The organism is Mycetocola lacteus, assembly GCF_003667575.1.
GTDB classification, from domain to species: domain Bacteria; phylum Actinomycetota; class Actinomycetes; order Actinomycetales; family Microbacteriaceae; genus Mycetocola; species Mycetocola lacteus.
Genome location: NZ_RCUY01000014.1, coordinates 78,529 through 97,193 on the forward strand (window position 1 = coordinate 78,529; position 18,665 = coordinate 97,193).

Annotated in this window: 17 protein-coding genes; 8 read left to right on the top strand and 9 right to left on the bottom strand. The window is 64.9% G+C overall.

Annotated elements, in window-relative coordinates; all coding sequences use genetic code 11:
- The first annotated feature begins 2 nt into the window (after positions 1 to 2).
- A complete protein-coding gene (locus D9V34_RS14820) occupies positions 3 to 1,178 on the top strand; it encodes a polysaccharide pyruvyl transferase family protein (RefSeq protein ID WP_121689268.1) in 1,176 nt (391 codons plus the stop codon).
- 102 nt (positions 1,179 to 1,280) lie between these two features.
- Here the strand turns inward: D9V34_RS14820 and D9V34_RS14825 are convergent, their stop codons facing one another.
- From D9V34_RS14825 to D9V34_RS14835, 3 genes are read right to left on the bottom strand one after another with little or no spacing between them, the layout of a single operon-like run.
- Complete coding sequence (locus tag D9V34_RS14825) at positions 1,281 to 2,264, bottom strand: glycosyltransferase family 2 protein (RefSeq protein WP_121689269.1); 984 nt, start codon at positions 2,262 to 2,264, stop codon at positions 1,281 to 1,283.
- Entirely contained in the window at positions 2,257 to 3,186 is a 930-nt protein-coding gene (locus tag D9V34_RS14830; protein ID WP_121689270.1) for an NAD-dependent epimerase/dehydratase family protein, read from the bottom strand. Before D9V34_RS14830 ends, D9V34_RS14825 begins: the two co-directional genes overlap by 8 nt.
- A complete protein-coding gene (locus D9V34_RS14835) occupies positions 3,179 to 4,423 on the bottom strand; it encodes a rhamnosyltransferase WsaF family glycosyltransferase (RefSeq protein WP_121689271.1) in 1,245 nt (414 codons plus the stop codon). The genes D9V34_RS14830 and D9V34_RS14835 overlap by 8 nt, the downstream gene beginning before the upstream one ends.
- A gap of 209 nt (positions 4,424 to 4,632) precedes the next feature.
- On the opposite strand from D9V34_RS14835, the gene D9V34_RS14840 reads away from it, so the two are divergent.
- Positions 4,633 to 5,499 carry a glycosyltransferase family 2 protein gene (locus D9V34_RS14840; protein WP_121689272.1) on the top strand — a complete coding sequence of 289 codons (867 nt, stop codon included), beginning with the start codon at positions 4,633 to 4,635 and terminating at the stop codon, positions 5,497 to 5,499.
- A 59-nt stretch (positions 5,500 to 5,558) separates the two neighbouring features.
- On the opposite strand, the gene rfbA is transcribed toward D9V34_RS14840, so the two are convergent.
- The 3 genes from rfbA to D9V34_RS14855 form a co-directional block, all read right to left on the bottom strand.
- Entirely contained in the window at positions 5,559 to 6,428 is an 870-nt protein-coding gene (rfbA, locus tag D9V34_RS14845) for a glucose-1-phosphate thymidylyltransferase RfbA (protein WP_121689273.1), read from the bottom strand.
- Between the two features lie 4 nt (positions 6,429 to 6,432).
- Positions 6,433 to 7,038: a dTDP-4-dehydrorhamnose 3,5-epimerase family protein gene (locus tag D9V34_RS14850; RefSeq protein WP_121689274.1), complete on the bottom strand. Its 606-nt coding sequence runs from the start codon at positions 7,036 to 7,038 to the stop codon at positions 6,433 to 6,435.
- An 85-nt stretch (positions 7,039 to 7,123) separates the two neighbouring features.
- Positions 7,124 to 8,419 (bottom strand): alpha/beta hydrolase, encoded by a 1,296-nt coding sequence (locus tag D9V34_RS14855; RefSeq protein ID WP_245992035.1) that lies wholly within the window; start codon positions 8,417 to 8,419, stop codon positions 7,124 to 7,126.
- Positions 8,420 to 8,557: 138 nt separating this feature from the next.
- Between D9V34_RS14855 and rfbD the strand changes: the two genes are divergently transcribed.
- Complete coding sequence (rfbD, locus tag D9V34_RS14860) at positions 8,558 to 9,421, top strand: dTDP-4-dehydrorhamnose reductase (protein ID WP_121689275.1); 864 nt, start codon at positions 8,558 to 8,560, stop codon at positions 9,419 to 9,421.
- 98 nt (positions 9,422 to 9,519) lie between these two features.
- Entirely contained in the window at positions 9,520 to 10,650 is a 1,131-nt protein-coding gene (locus D9V34_RS14865) for a glycosyltransferase family 4 protein (protein ID WP_121689276.1), read from the top strand.
- A gap of 56 nt (positions 10,651 to 10,706) precedes the next feature.
- Here the strand turns inward: D9V34_RS14865 and D9V34_RS14870 are convergent, their stop codons facing one another.
- The 3 genes from D9V34_RS14870 to D9V34_RS14880 are packed head-to-tail and all read right to left on the bottom strand — an operon-like array spanning position 10,707 to position 13,770.
- Positions 10,707 to 12,062 carry an LCP family protein gene (locus D9V34_RS14870; protein ID WP_121689277.1) on the bottom strand — a complete coding sequence of 452 codons (1,356 nt, stop codon included), beginning with the start codon at positions 12,060 to 12,062 and terminating at the stop codon, positions 10,707 to 10,709.
- A complete protein-coding gene (gene purE / locus D9V34_RS14875) occupies positions 12,059 to 12,568 on the bottom strand; it encodes a 5-(carboxyamino)imidazole ribonucleotide mutase (RefSeq protein WP_121689278.1) in 510 nt (169 codons plus the stop codon). Before purE ends, D9V34_RS14870 begins: the two co-directional genes overlap by 4 nt.
- Before the next feature lie 17 nt (positions 12,569 to 12,585).
- Positions 12,586 to 13,770, bottom strand: a complete 1,185-nt coding sequence (locus D9V34_RS14880; RefSeq protein WP_425454455.1) for a 5-(carboxyamino)imidazole ribonucleotide synthase — start codon at positions 13,768 to 13,770, stop codon at positions 12,586 to 12,588.
- A 108-nt stretch (positions 13,771 to 13,878) separates the two neighbouring features.
- Between D9V34_RS14880 and D9V34_RS14885 the strand changes: the two genes are divergently transcribed.
- The 4 genes from D9V34_RS14885 to D9V34_RS14900 all read left to right on the top strand — a co-directional run bounded on the left by D9V34_RS14885 (position 13,879) and on the right by D9V34_RS14900 (position 18,613).
- Complete coding sequence (locus D9V34_RS14885; RefSeq protein ID WP_121689280.1) at positions 13,879 to 14,451, top strand: GtrA family protein; 573 nt, start codon at positions 13,879 to 13,881, stop codon at positions 14,449 to 14,451.
- Positions 14,452 to 14,697: 246 nt separating this feature from the next.
- Positions 14,698 to 15,474 (top strand): DeoR/GlpR family DNA-binding transcription regulator, encoded by a 777-nt coding sequence (locus D9V34_RS14890; RefSeq protein WP_245992037.1) that lies wholly within the window; start codon positions 14,698 to 14,700, stop codon positions 15,472 to 15,474.
- Positions 15,471 to 16,418 carry a 1-phosphofructokinase gene (pfkB, locus tag D9V34_RS14895; RefSeq protein WP_121689281.1) on the top strand — a complete coding sequence of 316 codons (948 nt, stop codon included), beginning with the start codon at positions 15,471 to 15,473 and terminating at the stop codon, positions 16,416 to 16,418. The genes D9V34_RS14890 and pfkB overlap by 4 nt, the downstream gene beginning before the upstream one ends.
- Before the next feature lie 44 nt (positions 16,419 to 16,462).
- Positions 16,463 to 18,613: a PTS fructose transporter subunit IIABC gene (locus D9V34_RS14900; protein ID WP_121689282.1), complete on the top strand. Its 2,151-nt coding sequence runs from the start codon at positions 16,463 to 16,465 to the stop codon at positions 18,611 to 18,613.
- Positions 18,614 to 18,665 lie beyond the last annotated feature (52 nt).

Below are 18,665 nucleotides of genomic sequence, written 5' to 3' on the forward strand. Positions count from 1 at the left end.
ACATGAACAACACGATTCGCGCCGGACTGCTCTACGACTCGGTGAGTCGCAACACCGGCGATATCGCGATGGGTATTGCGGCCGGTCAGTTGCTGAGCGCTCGCGGCGTTGAGCACACCATTATCGATCCGTTTGGCCCCTCGGCCTCCTCAACCACCCCGATGATCGTGGGCGGCGGCGAGCTAATCCGGACCACCGTCGACGACTTTTACGATCGTTTCCGTCCCCATGGACCGCATATCCTCAATGCCACCGGAATCTGGGACAGCGCCAATGACCTGGACTATCTGCGCGACTATGCGTTTGTGTCGGCACGCTCGAGCCGCGAAGCCGAGACGCTCGCCCCGTACGCCGACCAGGTGGAGGTACTCCCCTGCTCCACCACGCTGATGCGTTCCGAGCACTATCAGATTCCGGGTCTGGAGGAGGGCGAACCGGTCGTGGGCATCCACCTGGTGCCCCACTCCCTGCGCCTGATCGATGATCTACTCACGCTGATCAACGCAATTCCCTACCGCAAGGTCTTCATTCCGTTCACCCACTACAACGGGGATGAACCCTTCATGCGCTCGCTCTTCGATATGAGTGATGCGATCGTGCTGCCCAAGCTGGATCCGCTGGAGTTGCACTCGGTGCTGGGACAGATGCGCTATACCGTGGTCTCCTCCCTGCACGCCTCGATCTTCTCCTACTCGCAGAACGTGCCGTTTGTGTCGATCCACCAGCGCAAGGCCGAGTACTACTTCAGGGACCGCGGACTCGAGGGCCAGCTGGTGCGTAATAATGGCGAGTTCCAGTCGGCTCTGGAGCGCGCCGCATCCGGCGAGATGGACTTCACCGATCTGATTGCCGCGGATGCCGCACGCATCAACGCGGCCTATGATCGCTACACCGGCCTGCTGGGCGAGGGCTTCCCCACCCAGGCAGCCCCCAACGCCGCCGAGCAGGCTCAGCGTACCGCGCTGTACCTGGAACAGGCCGACCGTGTGATCGCCGATCACGACCTCGCCCTGGGCGCGGTCGAGGCCCGCCGCCTGGCCACCCTCGGTGAGATGCGTGATATCTACGCCAGCCACCAGCGGCTCGAAGCGGTGGTGGCCGAGCAGGCGGAACAGATCCGACGCCTGGAAGAGGCTCTGCCGACCCGAATCAGTCGGAAGCTCGGTCTAATCCGCTAGCGGCCTCCCCGAGCCTCCTAACGGGCATTCTGGCCCGCAGCGCATAACCACAACGCCCTCGTGATCCAATCGGATGACGAGGGCGTTGTGTGTGCGGATCGGTTAGCGCTTGCGCGAGTGTTCCAGCGAGCCACTGCGCAGGGCAGCCTCATCGCTCAGGTCCACCAGCGTGGAACGACGATAGCTCTTCCACTTGGCCACCTGATAGCGCGGGTTATTGGCCAGCCAGAACAGGCGGCGCTTCCAAGAGAACTCCCGATCGCGCAGAATGCGCAGGGTGTCCCCCACAATCCCGCGCAGGGTCAGCTTGGCCTGAGCCTTGGCGGTGAGCACCGGAATATCGTGGCCGATTCGGCGCAGGCCCACGGTCTCATCAAAGATCCGCTTGCGGTACTCGGCCAGGGTCAGATCGTTGGAGTGCTCAACGGCACCGCGCGGCGCATAGGCCTTGATCCAGCCGGCCTCCACCAGGTCCCGACCAAAGAGCTGGTCCTCGGCATAGGGCACGTCCTGGTAGGGAATCACGTCGGTCAGGAACGCGCGACGGGCGGCGGAGTTCACGTCGGAGTAGAACGAGATCGCACCCAGCACGCCCTCGGACTGAACAAACTTGTCCTTATAAAACACACCGGTACCAAAGTCCGGTCCGAATCCGGCAAACATGCCCTGGATCTCGTACTTCAGCAGCGGGAAGCAGCCCACCCGCGGCACCTGCTTCCCCATGACCGCCACGATCTTGTCGGAGATCGCGAACGGCGCGATCAGCTCGGCGGCCCACATCGGGGTCTGCGGGATCGCATCGTGGGTCAGGTAGGCAATGAACTCGCCGTGCGCCAACTGGGCCGCCAGGTTACGAGTGCGACCGTGTCCGAACTCATGGTTGGGGATCTGGTGCAGCACCACCTCGGGGAAGCGGGCAATGATGTCCAGGGTCGAATCGGTGGAGCCCGAGTCGATGACCAGAACCTCCATCTCCCCGTCCAGTTCCTGATTGCGCAGCTGGGTGAGGATGCGCTCCAGGTAGTCCTCGCCGTTATAGGTGAGCACGGCTACCGTCAGCAGCGGCGCGCCAGGTTCTTTAGCCATTGGTTTGTTCCTTAATCTCGGCCCAGGTGGCCGCTACACCGGCATCCAGGCTGGTGAGCGCGGGCTCACCAAACTCGGCGCGCAGTCGCGAGGTGTCCAGCACAACCCGGTCCACAAAGGTGGCCGGTTTGGGCTTTTCCAAAATGGTGAAGTCCTCGCCGGTCACCCGGGCGAGGGCCGCCAGAATCTCTGAAACGCTGTAGCCAATGCCACTGCCCAGGTTGTACAGCGAGTGTTCGGTTTCACGGCCGATAAAGGCGACAATCATATCGACCAAATCGGTCACGAACACGTAGTCACGCACCATCGAACCGTCACCCAGCTGAATGACCTCGTCTCCACGCGCGATGTTGCGCAGCGCGATCGGGATCAGACCCTGCCGTCGGTTAGGGTGCTGGCGGGTACCGTAGGGGTTCGAGATACGCAGCGCCGTAGAGCCCAGCCCATGCCTGGTCTGGAAGTAGTTGAGATAGTTCTCGATGGCCAGCTTGCCGATCCCATAGGGAGAAATCGGCAGTGCACGATCGGCCTCCCCGTAGCGCTCCTTGCCCTGCGAGCCATAGATGGCGCCGCCCGTTGAGGCAAAGTAGAAGTGTTCTACCCCCGCGTGAACGCAGGACTCGAGGAGTTCCACGGTCTGGGCGATGTTGGTGCGGATATCCAGGGTGGGATCGGATTCAGCGGTGGCCGGGGTGGTGGTGGAGAGGAAGTGGAACACCAGATCCTGGTTGGCCGTGGCCTCCTCCATGTCCGACCGGCTCAGAAACTCGCCCCGGAACACCCGCACACCGGGTTCGGTAAACGTGGGCTCCTGCGAGCTGAATCGGTCAAAAGCGGTAACCTCATGACCCGCGCGCGACAGCGCATCCACCAGGTGCGAACCGATAAACCCGTTCGCCCCGACAACGAGTGCCCTAGCCACGCATGGCCTTTTCGAGCGCCTCATTGAACTGCACACCCGAGTCTTCCCAGTTGGCGTTCGCCACCGAAGCGGAGATAGTCTTCGCATACTCGGGGGCGTCCTCGCGGTTGACAGCCTCGCTCAGTCGACGAGCCAGCGCACCGGGAACCGGCTCACAGTAGTCGATGTAGGGGTTGTCGGACACCATGCGGTTGTTGGCACCGTCGTTTACGACGGCGACTACACCCGAGCTCAGCAGCTCAAGCGGCAGCAGCGACATATTGGTCAGCGACAGCACCAGACCGGCAGCACAACGGTTGTACACCGTGTTGAGCTCGGAGAGCTTGAGGCTGGAGAGATTCTTGTGCGGGAACGGAATGTCCCAGTTGGAAACGTCCCAGCCGGCCAGGTTGATGGTCACGTCGGGGTTGAGCTTGTGGAAATCGGCCAGGGCCATGATGCCCAGCTCAAATGCACGACGTGCGGTCACCGGGCGGGCGTAGAAGAACACCTCGTTGCGGCGACCGGTGTTGGTCAGCGAGTAGTTCTTCTTGTTCACCGCGAAGTCGAACGAGTCACAGGTCATGCCATACTCGGTGCTCAGCTTGTGCGAGAGCCACCCTCCGGCGGTGATGCCGTGGAAGCCGAAACGGTAGGTGTTCTCGGCGAGGATTGCCTGCGAACCGAGCTCGTAGAAGCTGGGTTCGTAGTCCTGCACGAAGTAGAAGCGGCGCGCGTGGGTCTTGTCCAGGTACGCGGGGTAGGCGGTTTCCCAACCGGTGGCGAATAGCGCCTGGGTCTCGGCGTCGACCCCAACCTTGCGGTCGTAGAGCTTGATCTCGGCCTTAACGTTGGGGTACGCGTCGCTCTGATCCAGCATCGCCTTGGTATCGCGCAGGTTCGGGCCAAAGTCCGAGGTGGTGTAGAGATACACGGTGCACTTGTGACCGGCCTTTTCGGCAAAGTCGATGAACCGGAAGAGGTTCTGGTGTCCGCCGGACTCACGGCCGGGAGGAGACATGATCCAGGCGATGTTGATCGGGCCTTCCTCAACCACGATCGGGTTTTCCAGCTGCGGTGCCGGAAGGGTCCAGTCCAGTTCCGCGGCATCGCCGAGGTCAACCAGCATCTGACCGGCGGGGCTCTGCGGAATCAGCATCACGGATGCCTTTGCAAAGACGCGGCCCAGGTAGGTCTTGATTCCCTCATCAGCGATCAGCCGAGCAGATCGCCCAACGGCGTTGAAAATGTTAGCCACGGTGTAGGAAGTTCCCCTCGTCGTTCGTGCGCGACCCGCGTCATTTGTGCGGCGACGCTAAACGGCAAAAATGCCGGCGAACGCCCAGTCTATCAAGGGCCAAGCTGAACATTGCGCGAGAAGCCGACAGTTTTGAGAACGCCAGCGGGACGAACCCTCACAGCGCACGCTCATCGTAGGCACCCGCAAGCATCGGTACACTGGAAACAATGTCCTCCCTGAATCCGGAACGCGCCGCCGTAGTAACGGTGACCTATAACTCGTGTGCCCAGGTCTCCGAGTTTCTCGATTCCCTGGCTCAGACCACCCTGCCCGGCGACCACATCATCGTGGTGGAAAACCGTTCCCCGCAGGCCGAAGCCACCCGTCAGACCGCCGCCGCCCACGGGGTGAACTTTGTGTGCCTGCCCAGCAATGCCGGCTACGGAAGCGCGATGAACCGCGGTGTCGCGACGCTGGACAGTGGGGTCGAGTACGTCCTGATTTCAAATCCGGACGTGCGCCTGAACGCGGATACGCTCCCCGCCCTGGTCGACTGGCTGGATACCCATCCCGACTGCGGCGCCGTGGCCCCGCGGATCCTCAATGAGGACGGCACTGTCTATCCCTCGGCCCGCTCGGTCCCCTCGCTGCGTAACGGTGTGGGCCACGCACTGTTTGCCCGGTTCTGGCCGGACAACCCCTGGTCGCGCCACTATCGGGCCGACGCAGACTATGGCGACACCCCGCGCGACGCCGGCTGGCTCTCCGGGGCCTGCCTGCTGGTGCGACGCAGCGCATTCGAGAAGCTTGGCGGATTCGACGAGGGCTTCTTCATGTACTTCGAGGATGTAGACCTGGGCTACCGGCTGGGTCTTGACGGCTGGACCAGCACCTACTTGCCCACGGTGAGTGCCACCCACACCGGCGGCACCTCTACCCGCACCGAATCCGATCGGATGCTGCGTATCCATCATGAGAGTGCCTACCGCTTTATGAGCAAGAAGTACCACGCGTGGTACCTCGCCCCCCTCCGCCTGGTACTGCGGGTTGGCCTGTGGGCGCGCTTCCAGCTCATCCGCCGCTCACACGAATAGGCATCACGGCAAAAAACGGCACCGATCCGGTTGGATCGGTGCCGTTTTTCGATGAGGCTCTAGCCCTCGCTGTCGGCGAGGTGAGCGAGGTACTTACCGTAACCGCTCTTGATCAGCGGCTGAGCCAGCGCCTTGAGCTGATCGGTATCGATCCATCCGGCGCGCCAGGCAATCTCCTCGATGCAGCCGACCTTGAAGCCCTGACGGTCCTCGATCACGCGCACATACTCGGAGGCCTGCATCATCGACTCGAATGTGCCGGTGTCCAGCCAGGCGGTGCCGCGATCCAGAACCTGAACGTGCAGGTTGCCCTGCTCCAAGTAGCGCTCGTTCACGGTCGAAATCTCCAGCTCGCCGCGGGCACTGGGCTCGATCGACTTGGCAATCTCGATGACCGAGTTGTCGTAGAAGTACAGACCGGGAACGGCGTACTTGCTCTTGGGCTGCTCGGGCTTTTCCTCGATCGAAATCGCGGTGAAGTTCTCGTCAAACTCGACCACACCGTAGCTACGCGGGTCGGCAACCGGGTAGGCGAAGATGACGGCACCGTCAATCTCGTTGTGGTTGCGCAGCGCTGAACCCAGGCCCGTGCCGTGGAAGATGTTGTCTCCGAGGACCAGGGCTACCGAGTCATCACCGATGAACTCCTCACCGATGATGAAGGCCTGTGCCAGACCATCCGGCGAGGGCTGAACGGCGTACTCCAGGCGGATGCCCAGGTCCGATCCGTCACCCAGCAGAGCCTTGAACTGCTCGTTGTACTCGGGGGTGGTGATGATCAGGACCTCGTTGATGCCCGCCATCAGCAGGGTCGAGAGGGGGTAATACACCATCGGCTTGTCATAGATCGGCATGAGCTGCTTGGAGATGCCCTTGGTGATCGGCCACAGTCGGGTGCCGGAACCGCCGGCGAGGATGATGCCCTTCATAAAACTAGTTGCCCTTCAGCGTTTCGTAGTAGGCGCGCGCGGCGTCCCAGGTTGGCAGCAGACCCGAGGCGGCAGCCTCGGCGAGGCTCGGTGCCTCGGTGTCCTTCGGAGAAAGCAGCAGTTCGCCGGCCTCGGCCGGGAACTCCAGGGCGATCTCCGGGTCAAGCGGGTTGATTCCGTGCTCCCGGTCGGGACGGAACACGTCGTTCACCAGGTAGGTCACGGTGGCATCGTCGGTCAGTGCCACAAAGCAGTGACCGAGGCCCTCGGAAATAAAGATCGCCTTGCGCTCGACATCGTCCAGACGAACCGCATCCCACTGACCGAACGTGGGCGAGCCCACCCGAATGTCGATCACAAAGTCGAGGACCGCACCACGCTGGCACATGACATACTTCGCCTGACTCGGCGGCACATCGGCAAAGTGAATGCCGCGCACGGTGCCGCGCTTGGAGACCGAGGTGTTGGCCTGTGCCAGGTTCACCGCACGGCCGGTGGCCTTGGTCAGGTGGTCGAAACGGTACGCTTCCAGGAACACGCCACGGTCATCACCAAACTGCTTCGGCGTGATCTCATAGCTGTCAGGGATCTTTAATTCACGGATATCCACGCCGTCAGTCTAGCAATCTTCGCTCCACGAGTGCCCAACGCTGGGACAGGGCGCACGCTGAACGTGCATTCACCGCGCCCCAACGCTAGGACTTGGGTGCCAGACCGAGGACCGGGAACAGCACTCGGGCGGCCATCTTCATTCCTCCCACCAGCGCATCGGCACCGTGTCCCGCCCCGGGGACCGAAAACAGGGTGGTGTTCATCCCGGCCGCGCGTGCACCCGCGGCAACCTTCGCGGCCGCGGCCGAGTAGTCGGGGTCCTTGGCCCCGCCGGTGAAGATCGCCGTCGAATCGGTGTAGTGCCGGGTCGCCATGATCTTGAGGGGCTTGATCGCGTCATAGGCAGCCATGTTCCCCCCGAAGAAGTTCTTCAGCGAGGTGGCAGCTTCGGAGGCTCCCGGGTAGTCCTCCCCCGAAATATCGATCACGTTGCGGAACAGCTCGGGATGGGTGGCCCCGTAGTAGATGGCGCATCCCCCGCCGTTGGAGTACCCGGCGATGGTCCACGTCGAGGGATCCTTGATCACATTGAGGTTGGCCAGAGCCCAGTTTGGGACGTCCTGGGTCATGTAGGTCTCCACATTGCCAAACTGCTTGGAGTTGATGCAGAGGGTATCGACGTTGGGATTTCCCAGCTGATCGGCCACCACCACAATCGGTGCGAGGCCGTTATTTTCCACCGCATAGGCGTCCAGAGCCTGCTGCATGAACGCCGGGTTGGGGTCGCCGGGCTGACCCATCATCATGATCATGAGGGGCAACGCCGGCGGGTTCGGAGCAAGCGCGGCCGGGGGAAGGTAGATTCCTGCGGGTCTCGCTTTAAACCCTGACAGTGTTCCCGGAATCACCTGAGTTCCGGTGCGTCCCAGTGCGGGCATGCCCGCCGGGGGCTTCCACGACTGATACAGCGGACCGGTGGGTTTGGGCTGCTGCGCCGTCGGCTTCGCCAGATGAATCGGCTTATTTTCGACGATGTGGAGGAATGCTCCCACGGTCGGGTTGATCCCAAATGCCGCGTTCACCCCGACCGTCGCCGCAAGCGCAAAGGACACGATGCCCAGCGCGGCAATGACCTTGCGCCACCACCGGCTGCGGAAAAGATTCACGATTGCTACGCCAAAGCCGATGAAGGCGAGTACGATCCAGGTGCGTGCCTCCGCGCCCAGCGGCGCATCAATGAGTTTGAGCCCGCGTTCGACAACCAGGAGAGTCAGAATCCCCAGGGCACCACTAATCACGATTGTCAGGAGCGCCGTACGAAGCCATGCACGGGACCACGGGCGAATCAGCAGGTAGAGCAGGATCAGTGCGGCCACCGCATAGATGGTGTTGACCACGGGCCCGCTGACGATATTGATATCGAGCAGGTTCAGTTTCACGGCGAATCGACTTTCTGCAATGGGGAGGGGAACGCGGCCGCGAACGGCTGCGGGTGATCACGGTATTACCCATTCCTGACCGCTACCTGTACCCGGTATGGACCCCGTAGAATCGGGGGAACAACACGTGAGGAATACATGCGCTACCTGATCACGGGAGCGGCCGGAATGCTCGGCCGCGACCTGCAAACCGTTTTGGCCGACCAGAGTGTCACCGCGCTGGATCGCGCCGGGCTGGACATCACCGATCCCGACGCCGTACACGCGGCGGTTGCCGGCCACGATGTGGTCATCAACTGCGCCGCCTACACCGCGGTGGACGCGGCCGAAACCGATGAGGACGCCGCCTATGCGGTCAACGCGCTGGGACCGCGCAACCTGGCCGCCGCCGCTGCCGCCCACGGGGCCAAGCTGATCCATATCTCCACCGACTACGTGTTCGCCGGCAACGCCACCGAGCCCTATGCCGAGGACACCGCCCGCGCACCGCTCAACGCCTACGGCCGCACCAAGGCCGCCGGTGAGGAGTTTGTGCTGGGTGAGCACCCGACCGGTGGGTTCATCGTGCGCACCGCCTGGATCTACGGTGAGCACGGCAACAACTTTGCCGCCACCATGCTGCGCCTGGCCGGCAGCCACCCCACCGTGAGCGTGGTCACCGACCAGGTCGGTCAGCCCACCTGGACTCGCGATCTGGCCACCCAGCTGCGTCTGCTGGCCGAATCCGATGCTCCCGCCGGCGTGTATCACGGCACCAACGCCGGACAGGGCAGCTGGTACGACTTCACCCAGGCGATCTTCACCGAGGCCGGGCTCGATCCCGCCCGCGTGCTGGAGACCGACAGCGCCTCCTTTGTACGGCCCGCTCCGCGGCCCGCGTACTCGGTACTCAGCCACGCGGGCTGGACCGCCGCCGGCCTGCCGATCATGCGCGACTGGCGCGAGGCCCTGCACGAGGCCATCGCCTCGGGTGCGATCCACGCGCCCGAACCCACCGCCTAGCGAATGCGGCCGTGCCCTCGGGCGCGGCCGTTTTTGCCTGCTCGCCTTATTGCCGAGCGCAGTAACCCGGTCTTTTCACCCGCAGGAGGGAACCCACGATGCCCGCAGTACTCCGTGTCATTCTCGATTCGGCCCTGACCCCCGGTCACGGGGGAACCGGTCGCTACGCCGAGGAACTCACCCGCGCTCTGATCGCCACCGCCCCGCGGGGGTGCAGCGTGCACGGAGTGGTTTCAGCTCAGCCTCAGGAGCGCATCGATGAGCTCGCGGCCCGGCTGCCCGGTATCACCGAGATCCAGCGCACAAACCTGCCCCGGCGCGAGCTCACCACCGCATGGCAGCTGGGAATCACCACCCAACTGGGTGAGGGAATGATCCATGCCCCGAGTCTGCTGGCGCCGCTGCGACGACACGATCGGGAGTCCGCTCAGATCGTGGTGACCCTGCGGAACACCCTCGCCTGGACCGATCCCAAGAGTCTCACCCCCACCTCGGTGGCCTGGCAGAAGCAGATGCTCAAGCGTGCCCGCAAGCACGCCGACGCGATCGTGGTCCCCACCCACGCGGTGGCCGCAAAACTGGCCGAGATCGCCGATTTTGGTGATCGGGTCCGGGTCATCCCCGAGGCTCCGGCCAGCACCCTGGCCCTGCCCTCGGATGCCTCCTGGCGCGCGAGTAACCTGGATCTCCCCGAGCGCTATCTGCTGACCCTGGGCAGCCTCGACCCGCGCCGCGGTCTGGATCCGCTGCTGCAGGCCCTCGCGCGGCCCGGTGTTCCCGATCTGCCGCTGCTGGTCATCGGACCCGATGCCTGGGGCTCCTCCTCCCTCGCCGCGGCCGCCGATGAGGCGGGCCTGGCCGAGGGTCGGGTGCGCGCCTTGGGCGATTTGGGCAGCGCCGACCTGGCCACCGTGTACGCGCGGGCTACGCTGTTTGTCTACCCGAGCGTGCGCGAGAGCACCGGACTGCCCCTGCTCGAGGCTTTCTCGCTGGGAACCCCGGTGCTGCACACCGACGATCCCGCGCTGCTGGAGATCTCCGGCGGGGCCGGCGAGGCCGTGGAAGCCGGGGACGACGGTTTTGCCGAGCGCCTGGCCGCCTCGATCACCGAGCTGATCGAGGACGATGAGCGCCGCGAACGCCTGAGCTTTGCCGGCACCGACCGTGACCAGGTCTTTGGCTGGCGAGACTCGGCCGAGCGGGTCTGGGCACTGCACGCCGAGCTCTAGCGCCGCCCATACACAACCGGCCCCGTCCAAGGACGGGGCCGGTTGTGTATCGCGCCCTAGTTGGTGGGCGTGGTTTTGGGGTGCAGCAGGTCGTTGATCTTGGACTTGATCTCCGGGACGTCCGGATGGTCCTGATCGATCCCGTTGGCCGGGGTGAGCTCGAGCTTTTGCACCGGGAGCGCGCGGGTCTTGGTGGCCAGGTTCACGAAGTAGCCCAGCAGATCCTGCGGGATATCCGTCTTGACCACCTGGGTTCCCGCCTCGGCGATGCCCTGGAACTTGGAGAACACGTTGGCCGGGGTGAACTGCTTGAGCACGGCCTCCTGGAGCTGACGCTGACGCTCCATCCGGTCGAAGTCGCTGGTCCCGTGGCGCGAGCGGGCAAACCACTGCGCGTGGTAGCCGTCCATGTGCTGGGTGCCGGGTTCGATCCACTCGACCACACCCTTGAGGTTCTCGTCTCCCCCGATCGGCAGACGCTTGTCCACGGTGATCTCCACGCCACCAAGGGCGTCGATCAGGTCGGCGAAGCCCTGCATGTCGACCAGGACGTAGTAGGGAATGCGCAGGCCGGTCAGGGCCTCAGCGGCGTCCTTGGTCGCCTCGATGCCCGGGGAGGATCCCTCGGCCTTGGCATCGGGATAGAAGTCTGGGTGACGCAGTTCGGCCTCGGTGTAGATCGAGTTGAGCTTGCACGCACTCACATCACACTTATTGTAGCCATTGGGATAGCGCTTATACATCGGCGAGGACTCGTTGAACGGCACGTTCAGCATGTCCCGAGGCAGGCCGATCATCGTGGCCTGGCCGGTGTCGGCGTTGATCGAGACCACCGAGAGGCTGTCCGGGCGCATACCCGAGCGGTCGGGGCCTGCGTCGCCACCCAGCAGCAGGATGTTGTAGTAGCCGTCGGTGGGGTCCTCGGGCGGCGCACTGGTCCCAAACAGCTTGCCCAGGGTGCCGCTGGTCACATTGGCCACATAGGCACCCGCCGAGGCGGCACCGGTCGAGGCCACCAGGAACACCAGGCCGAGCGCCAGGATCAGGACCCGGCCCAGCGGGGAGGCCTTGATGATCCGCACCAGGCGCAGCGTATCGATGGTCAACACAAACCACAGCACCGCATAGGCGACCAGGACGATCTGGGCGATCAGCAGGAACCATGAGTTGGTCGCAAACGAAAACAGCTGTTCGGGATTTGTCAGATACAGCACCAGGGCTGCGATCCCGGCGATCCACATGATCAGGGTCGAGACCAGGCCGATCCGGCCCAGCCGGCGGTTCCCGGCGAGAACCTGCGCCGAACCGGGCAGCACAAAGCCCAGCAGCACGAGCCACCACCCGCGCCGGGTCATCACCTGCGGTGACGCGGTGTTGGGGTGCCGGATGGGCGATTCGCTCTGCTCGATCATAGGCGGGCTTTGAGCGCTGCGTTCTTTTCCTCAACCAGCTCGGCGAGCTCGCGCTGGTAGGTGGCGAGGGTCTCGGCGAGCGCCGAGTCCGAGGTGGCGAGGATCCGGGCGGCCAGGATGGCCGCGTTCTTGGCACCGCCGATCGAGACGGTTGCCACCGGGATCCCCCCGGGCATCTGCACGATGGACAGCAGCGAGTCCATCCCGTCCAGGGTGGCCAGCGGAACCGGCACGCCCACCACCGGAAGCGTGGTGACCGAGGCGAGCATGCCCGGCAGGTGCGCGGCACCGCCGGCACCGGCGATGATCACGCTGAGCCCGCGCTCGCGCGCCTGCTCGCCGTAGGTCACCAGCTTGTGCGGGGTACGGTGCGCGCTGACCACCTCGACCTCGTGGTCGATGCCGAACTCGCTCAGCTGTGCCGAGGCGGCGGCCATAACGCTCCAGTCGGAGTCGCTTCCCATGACGATGCCAACACGGGGATTTTCACTGGAGTGATGAGACATGGGTCAATGCTAACGGGTCAACCCTGGAAGCGGGATTCGATCGCGCGGGCGCGCTCACGAACCGATTCCAGGTCGGCCCCGGTCAGGTTGATGTGGCCCACCTTGCGTCCCGGACGCGGGGCCTTGTTGTAGTTGTGGATCTTGGCATCGGGGAATTCGGCCATCACCTGTGGGTAGCGATCCCCCAGGGTTCCCTCGAGCGGACCGCCGAGAATATTGGCCATCACGGTGATCGGGGCCCGCGGTGTGGTGGCCCCCAGCGGCAGGTCGGCGACCGCGCGCAGGTGCTGCTCGAACTGGCTGGTGATCGATCCGTCCTGGGTCCAGTGACCCGAGTTGTGCGGGCGCATCGCCATCTCGTTGACCAACACTCGCCCGTCGGTGGTTTCAAACAGTTCCACGGCGAATACACCGGTGATTCCCAGTCCGTCGGCCAGGGCACGGGCGATCCGCTCAGCCTCGGCCGCCACTGCACCGTCGCTGTTCGGGGCCGGAGCGAGCACCTCGGCACACACACCATAACGCTGGATGGTTTCGACCACGGGCCAGTAGGCGCTCTCACCGCCGGGACGACGCGCGCCCAGCAGGGCCAGCTCGCGGGTGAAGTCCACCAGCTCCTCAACCAGCAGGCTGCCGGTGTCTCCGGACTCGGCGACCGCGGTAAACCAGTCGGTCGCCTCGGCGGAGGAGCGCACCACGCGCACACCCTTGCCGTCATAGCCGCCGCGCGGGGTCTTCAGTACCCCGGCACCGCCGTGGGCATCGAGGAACACCTGGAGTTCCGCGGCCGAGCGCACCTCGGCCCACTCGGGGGTGGGCAGACCCAGCTCGCTGAGCTTGGCACGCATTAGCAGCTTGTCCTGTGCGTACAGCAGCGCCTGCGGGCCCGGGTGCACCCGCACACCGGTCGCCACCAGGGCGGCGAGCACTGGCTGGGGGACGTGTTCGTGATCAAAGGTGATCACATCCACATCGCGCGCAAAGGTCAGCACGGTATCCAGATCACGGTAGTCCCCCACCGCGCTGGCACCAATTTCGGCCGGGGATCCGGGGGTCTCGGCGAGCACCCGCACATCCAGGGCCAGGTTGATCGCGGCGGGCATCATCATCCGCGCCAGCTGACCGCCACCGATTACTCCGATTTTCAGCACGTGGGTCTCCGTCTCCGAGGGGTTGTGTTCTTCAGCACACTCAAAGCTAATGTTATAGAACTGCGGGTAGACTATCCGTCCGGTGCACATCTTTCCGTTTGGTGCACAGACAATTGCCGAGAACACCCACCCGGGGAGTTTTCCGCCCGAGGGGGGTAAATGAACCTGAGTCGCGTGAAATCCGCATCCTGGTACCCGCTGTTTATGCAGCTCTTCAAGTTCGCCGTGGTTGGTGGCGCCGGTTTTGTTGTGACCGCCGTTTCCTTCAACCTACTGCGGGTGGGTCCGCTGAACCCCGAGCACGTCAAGAACGGCGTGGTCATCGCCACGGTGATCGCCACCACCCTGGCCATCATCACCAACTGGCTGGGCAACCGCTTCTGGACCTTCGCCACGCACCGCTCGAACAGCACCGTGCGCGAGGGTGTGGAGTTCTTTGCCGTGAGCTTTGCCGGCATGGGCATCAGCACCCTGTGCGTCTGGGTGTCCCACGACGTGCTCGGCTTCACCTCCGCCGCCGCCGACAATATCGCGCTGAACGGCGTGGGCCTGATCCTCGGTTCGGTCTTCCGCTTTGTGCTCTACCGGTACTGGGTGTTCTCCCCCAACCGCGACCGCGCGGCCGAGGAGATCACCGATCTCGAAGCCAGTGCGGCCGAGTTCACCGAATCGGATATCGAGATTTCCAAGGTTCCCGAGGCCAAGACCGTGGCCCGGGACGAGATCCACTAGTCTTCCCGCCGGTTTTCCGGCCACCACACACCCTCACCCCGCTCGGCCCCGGCTGACCGAAAGGTGAGGGTGTTTTGTCGTATCCGGGGATCGTTCGGTGACCGTGTCTATCCGCCCGAATTCGCGCCATTTCCACCGAAACGCAGAATTCCCAGGCTGTTAATTCACCAAAAACCCGCTCGTTGATGTTGGTACGTCTTTGTTTTAGTCCGTTTGTGTGGGACTATATTTCAAATTCCTCTACCAATGACGGGAGACGCCGTGTACGCCGCGGAACGACAGCAGCTCATCCTCACCCTGGCTCGCAGCCAGGGACGGGTCGAGGGCAGCGCACTCGCCGAACAGTTGGATGTGACGGCGGAAACCATCCGTCGCGACCTCACCGCCCTCGAACGGCGCGGACTGGTCAAGCGGGCACACGGCGGAGCGATCCCCACCGACGCCCTGAACTCCGAGTTGGATCTCAGCGAGCGCATCGGTCGCCACTCAAGCGATAAGCGCCGGATCGCGCTGCAAGCACTCGAACAGCTCCCCGAGACCGGCACCATCCTGCTGGATGCCGGCACCACCACCCTGGCGATCGCCCAGGCCCTCCCCGCCGATGCCGAACTCACGGTCGTGGCCAACAGCCCGATGATCTGCGCCGCCCTGTCCACCAAGCCCGGCATCACCCTGCTTCAGCTGGGCGGTCAGGTGCGCGCGATGACCGGAGCAGCGGTGGGCCGCTGGACCACCGATGCGCTGGCCGAACTCAGCGTAGACGTGGGCTTTATCGGGACCAACGGGTTCGACGTGGACCGCGGGCTCACCACCCCCGACCAGATGGAGGCAGCCACCAAGCGGGCCATGGTCACCGCGAGCCGCACCACCGTCCTGGTCGCCGATTCCAGCAAGGCCGCCAACGTGCACCTGCACCGCTTCGCCGCCCTCGAGGAGATGGACGTGGTGATCACCGATACCGACATCGACGAGGACTTCGCCGAGGCGATCCGCGCGGCCGGCCCCAAGGTGGTGAACGCATGATTATCACCCTGACCCCCAACCCCAGCGTGGACCGCGCGGTCACCGTCGAGGCCCTGCATCGCGGCCAGGTGCTGCGCGCAGCATCCTCCCGGATCGATCCCGGCGGCAAGGGTGTCAACGTGGGCCGGGCGCTTGCCAGCATGGGCGAGCAGCCGCTCGTGGTGGTCCCCTCGGGCGGTCCCGAAGGCACCCTGCTTGAGGCACTGCTGGCCAAGACCGCGGTGCCCACCCGGATCGTGCCGATCGCCGGCAGCGTGCGGATGAACATCAGCGTGCTGGAGCCCGATGGCACCACCACCAAGCTCAACGAGGCGGGGCCCACCCTCGGTGCCGCGGACGTCCACGCGCTGTTTGCGGCCACGCTCTCCCCGGCCACCCCGGGGTCCTGGATCACCGGCTGCGGCAGCCTGCCGCCCGGTGCCCCCGCCGACCTGTACGCGCAGCTGATCGCCGAGGCGAAGCGACTCGGGGCGAACGTGGCGATCGACTCCTCGGGGCCGGCGTTTGCCAGCGCCGTGGCCGCAATCCCCACGCTGATCAAGCCCAACCGCACCGAGCTGGAGGAACTCACCGGACGCTCACTCACCACGATGGGCGCGGTCATCGATACCGCCCGCGAGCTGGTGGCCACCGGAATCCGGTTTGTCGCCGTGAGCCTGGGTCGGGACGGCGCGGTGCTGGTCAGTGCCGACACCGCGGTGCACGCGCGCTCGATCGTGACCGACCCGGTATCCACCGTGGGTGCCGGTGACTGCATGCTTGCCGGATTACTCTTCGGCCTGAACCGCGGAGAGGACGAGGCGGACGCACTGGTTCGCGGCGTCCGCTGGGGTGCCGCCGCCGTCCGTCTGCCCGGTACCGAGGTGCCTGCGCCCGCCGATCTTGAACACATCGAGGTCGACCTGATCCGCTCCCCGCAGCGCGATCTGCCCCTGAACGACTAATCACCGATCCTCCCGCTACACAGAAAACCCTGAAAGGATTCGACATGCCACTCATCAACGTCGAACAAGTGGTGCTCGACCTCACCGGAGCCGACCGACACGAGGCCACCCGGACGCTTGCCCAGCGCCTGGTTGCCAGCGGACGCTGCACCGACATCGACCTGTTCATCGCCGATGTGCAGGAGCGTGAGTCCAAGATGGCCACCGGGCTGCCCGGCGGCATCGGGATCCCGCACGCACGCAGCGCGGCGATTACCGAGCCCTCGCTGGTCTTTGGCCGCATCGCCGACGGCATCGACTGGGGTGCCAAGGACGGCCCCGCCCGCCTGGTGTTCCTGATCGCCGCTCCCGCCGACGGTGGAGACGCCCACATGCAGGTGCTCCCCCAGCTGGCCCGTGCGCTGATGCACAACGACTTCCGCGAGGCGCTGCTGAATGCGGCCACGCCCGAGGAGGTCGTGGCCATCGTCGAGGAGCACGTGCAGCTCAAGGCCGAACAGCCCGCTGCACCGGCCGCAGAGACGCCGGCTGCAGAGACGTCGGCTGCCGCGGCTACCTCGGCCGTCGCCGCTCCGGCTGCACCCGCTGCCGATGTTCCCGGAGCCACCGTTTCCGAGAGCTCCCCGGCGGCCCCCGCCGCCCGCCCGCTGCGCTTTGTGGCCGTGACCTCCTGCCCCACCGGCATCGCCCACACCTACATGGCCGCCGAAGCACTGGAAAACGCCGCCCGCGAGGCCGGCCACCAGATCCTGGTGGAAACCCAGGGTTCGGCCGGATCCACCCCGCTGAGCCCCGCGGACATTGCCGCGGCCGACGCGGTGATCTTCGCCCACGACGTGGAGGTCAAGGATCGCGCCCGCTTCGCCGGCAAGCCCACGATCGACGTCGGCGTGAAGAAGGCGATCTCCGCCGGTCCGCAGCTGCTGATCGACGCGGGAAACCTGGCCGCCGCCTGGGCCGCCGACCCGAGCCGGGCCACCGCCTCGGCGAGCGCGGCCGCGGTACCCAGCGAGTCCAGCGAGCGCAAGGGCTTTGGTACCCGTCTGCAGCAGTGGCTGATGACCGGTGTCTCCTACATGATCCCGTTTGTTGCCGCCGGCGGCATCCTGATCGCGCTGTCGTTTATGCTCGCGCAGATCGCGCTGGGCCAAAACGGTGCGATCGAGATCGTGAAGTACGGCATCCACACGCAGGACGCCGCCTTCGACATCACCCAGAACTTCAACATTGCCAGCCTCACCTCCTGGGCGGGTCTGCTGTTTGTGATCGGATCGGCCTCCTTCGGGTTCCTGGTTCCGATCCTCTCCGGCTACATCGCCTTCGGGATCGCCGACCGTCCGGGCCTGGTTCCCGGCATCGTCGGCGGCGCACTGGCGGCCTCGATGAACGCCGGATTCCTCGGTGGTATCGTGACCGGTCTGCTCGCCGGTGCCGTCGCTCACTGGATCTCCAGTTGGAAGGTCCACAAGGGTGTGCGCGGTGTGATGCCGGTGGTGGTCATCCCGCTGCTGTCCACGTTTATCACCGCGGGTCTGTTTATCGCGGTGCTGGGTCGCCCGATCGTCTGGCTGATGACCGCGATGAACGACGGCCTGAACGGTCTCACCGGTGCCGGTGTGCTGCTGCTCGGCCTGATCCTCGGCGCGATGATGGGCTTTGACCTCGGTGGTCCGGTCAACAAGGTTGCTTACGGGTTCGCCACCGCGGGCCTGGCCGCCGCCGGGGCCTCGATGGATGCGCCGCAACTCAAGATCATGGCCGCGGTCATGGCCGCCGGTATGGTCGCCCCGCTGGCGATGGCCCTGGCCACGACTCTGCGTCCCAAGCTGTTCTCCGCCCCCGAGCGGGAAAACGGTAAGGCCGCCTGGCTGCTGGGTGCCTCGTTCATCTCCGAGGGCGCAATCCCCTTTGCCGCCGCCGACCCGATCCGCGTGATGATCTCCTCGACCATCGGATCCGCGGTGACCGGTGGACTGGTGATGCTCTTCGGCGCCACCCTGCGTGCCCCGCACGGTGGCATCTGGGTGCTCCCGCTGATCGGTCAGCCGCTGCTGTTTGTGCTGGCCCTGGCCATCGGTGTGGCGATCACCGCCCTGCTGGTAATCGTGTCCAAGTCGATCGCCGCCCGGAACAAGCTGGCCGCGCAGGTCAGTGCCCAGGAGAGCGCACAGTCGAGCGCCCCAGCCGCCGTCTAGTCCCACCCCGGTGCCCGGTGCTAACCGACACCGCCGGGCACCGTCTCACTCT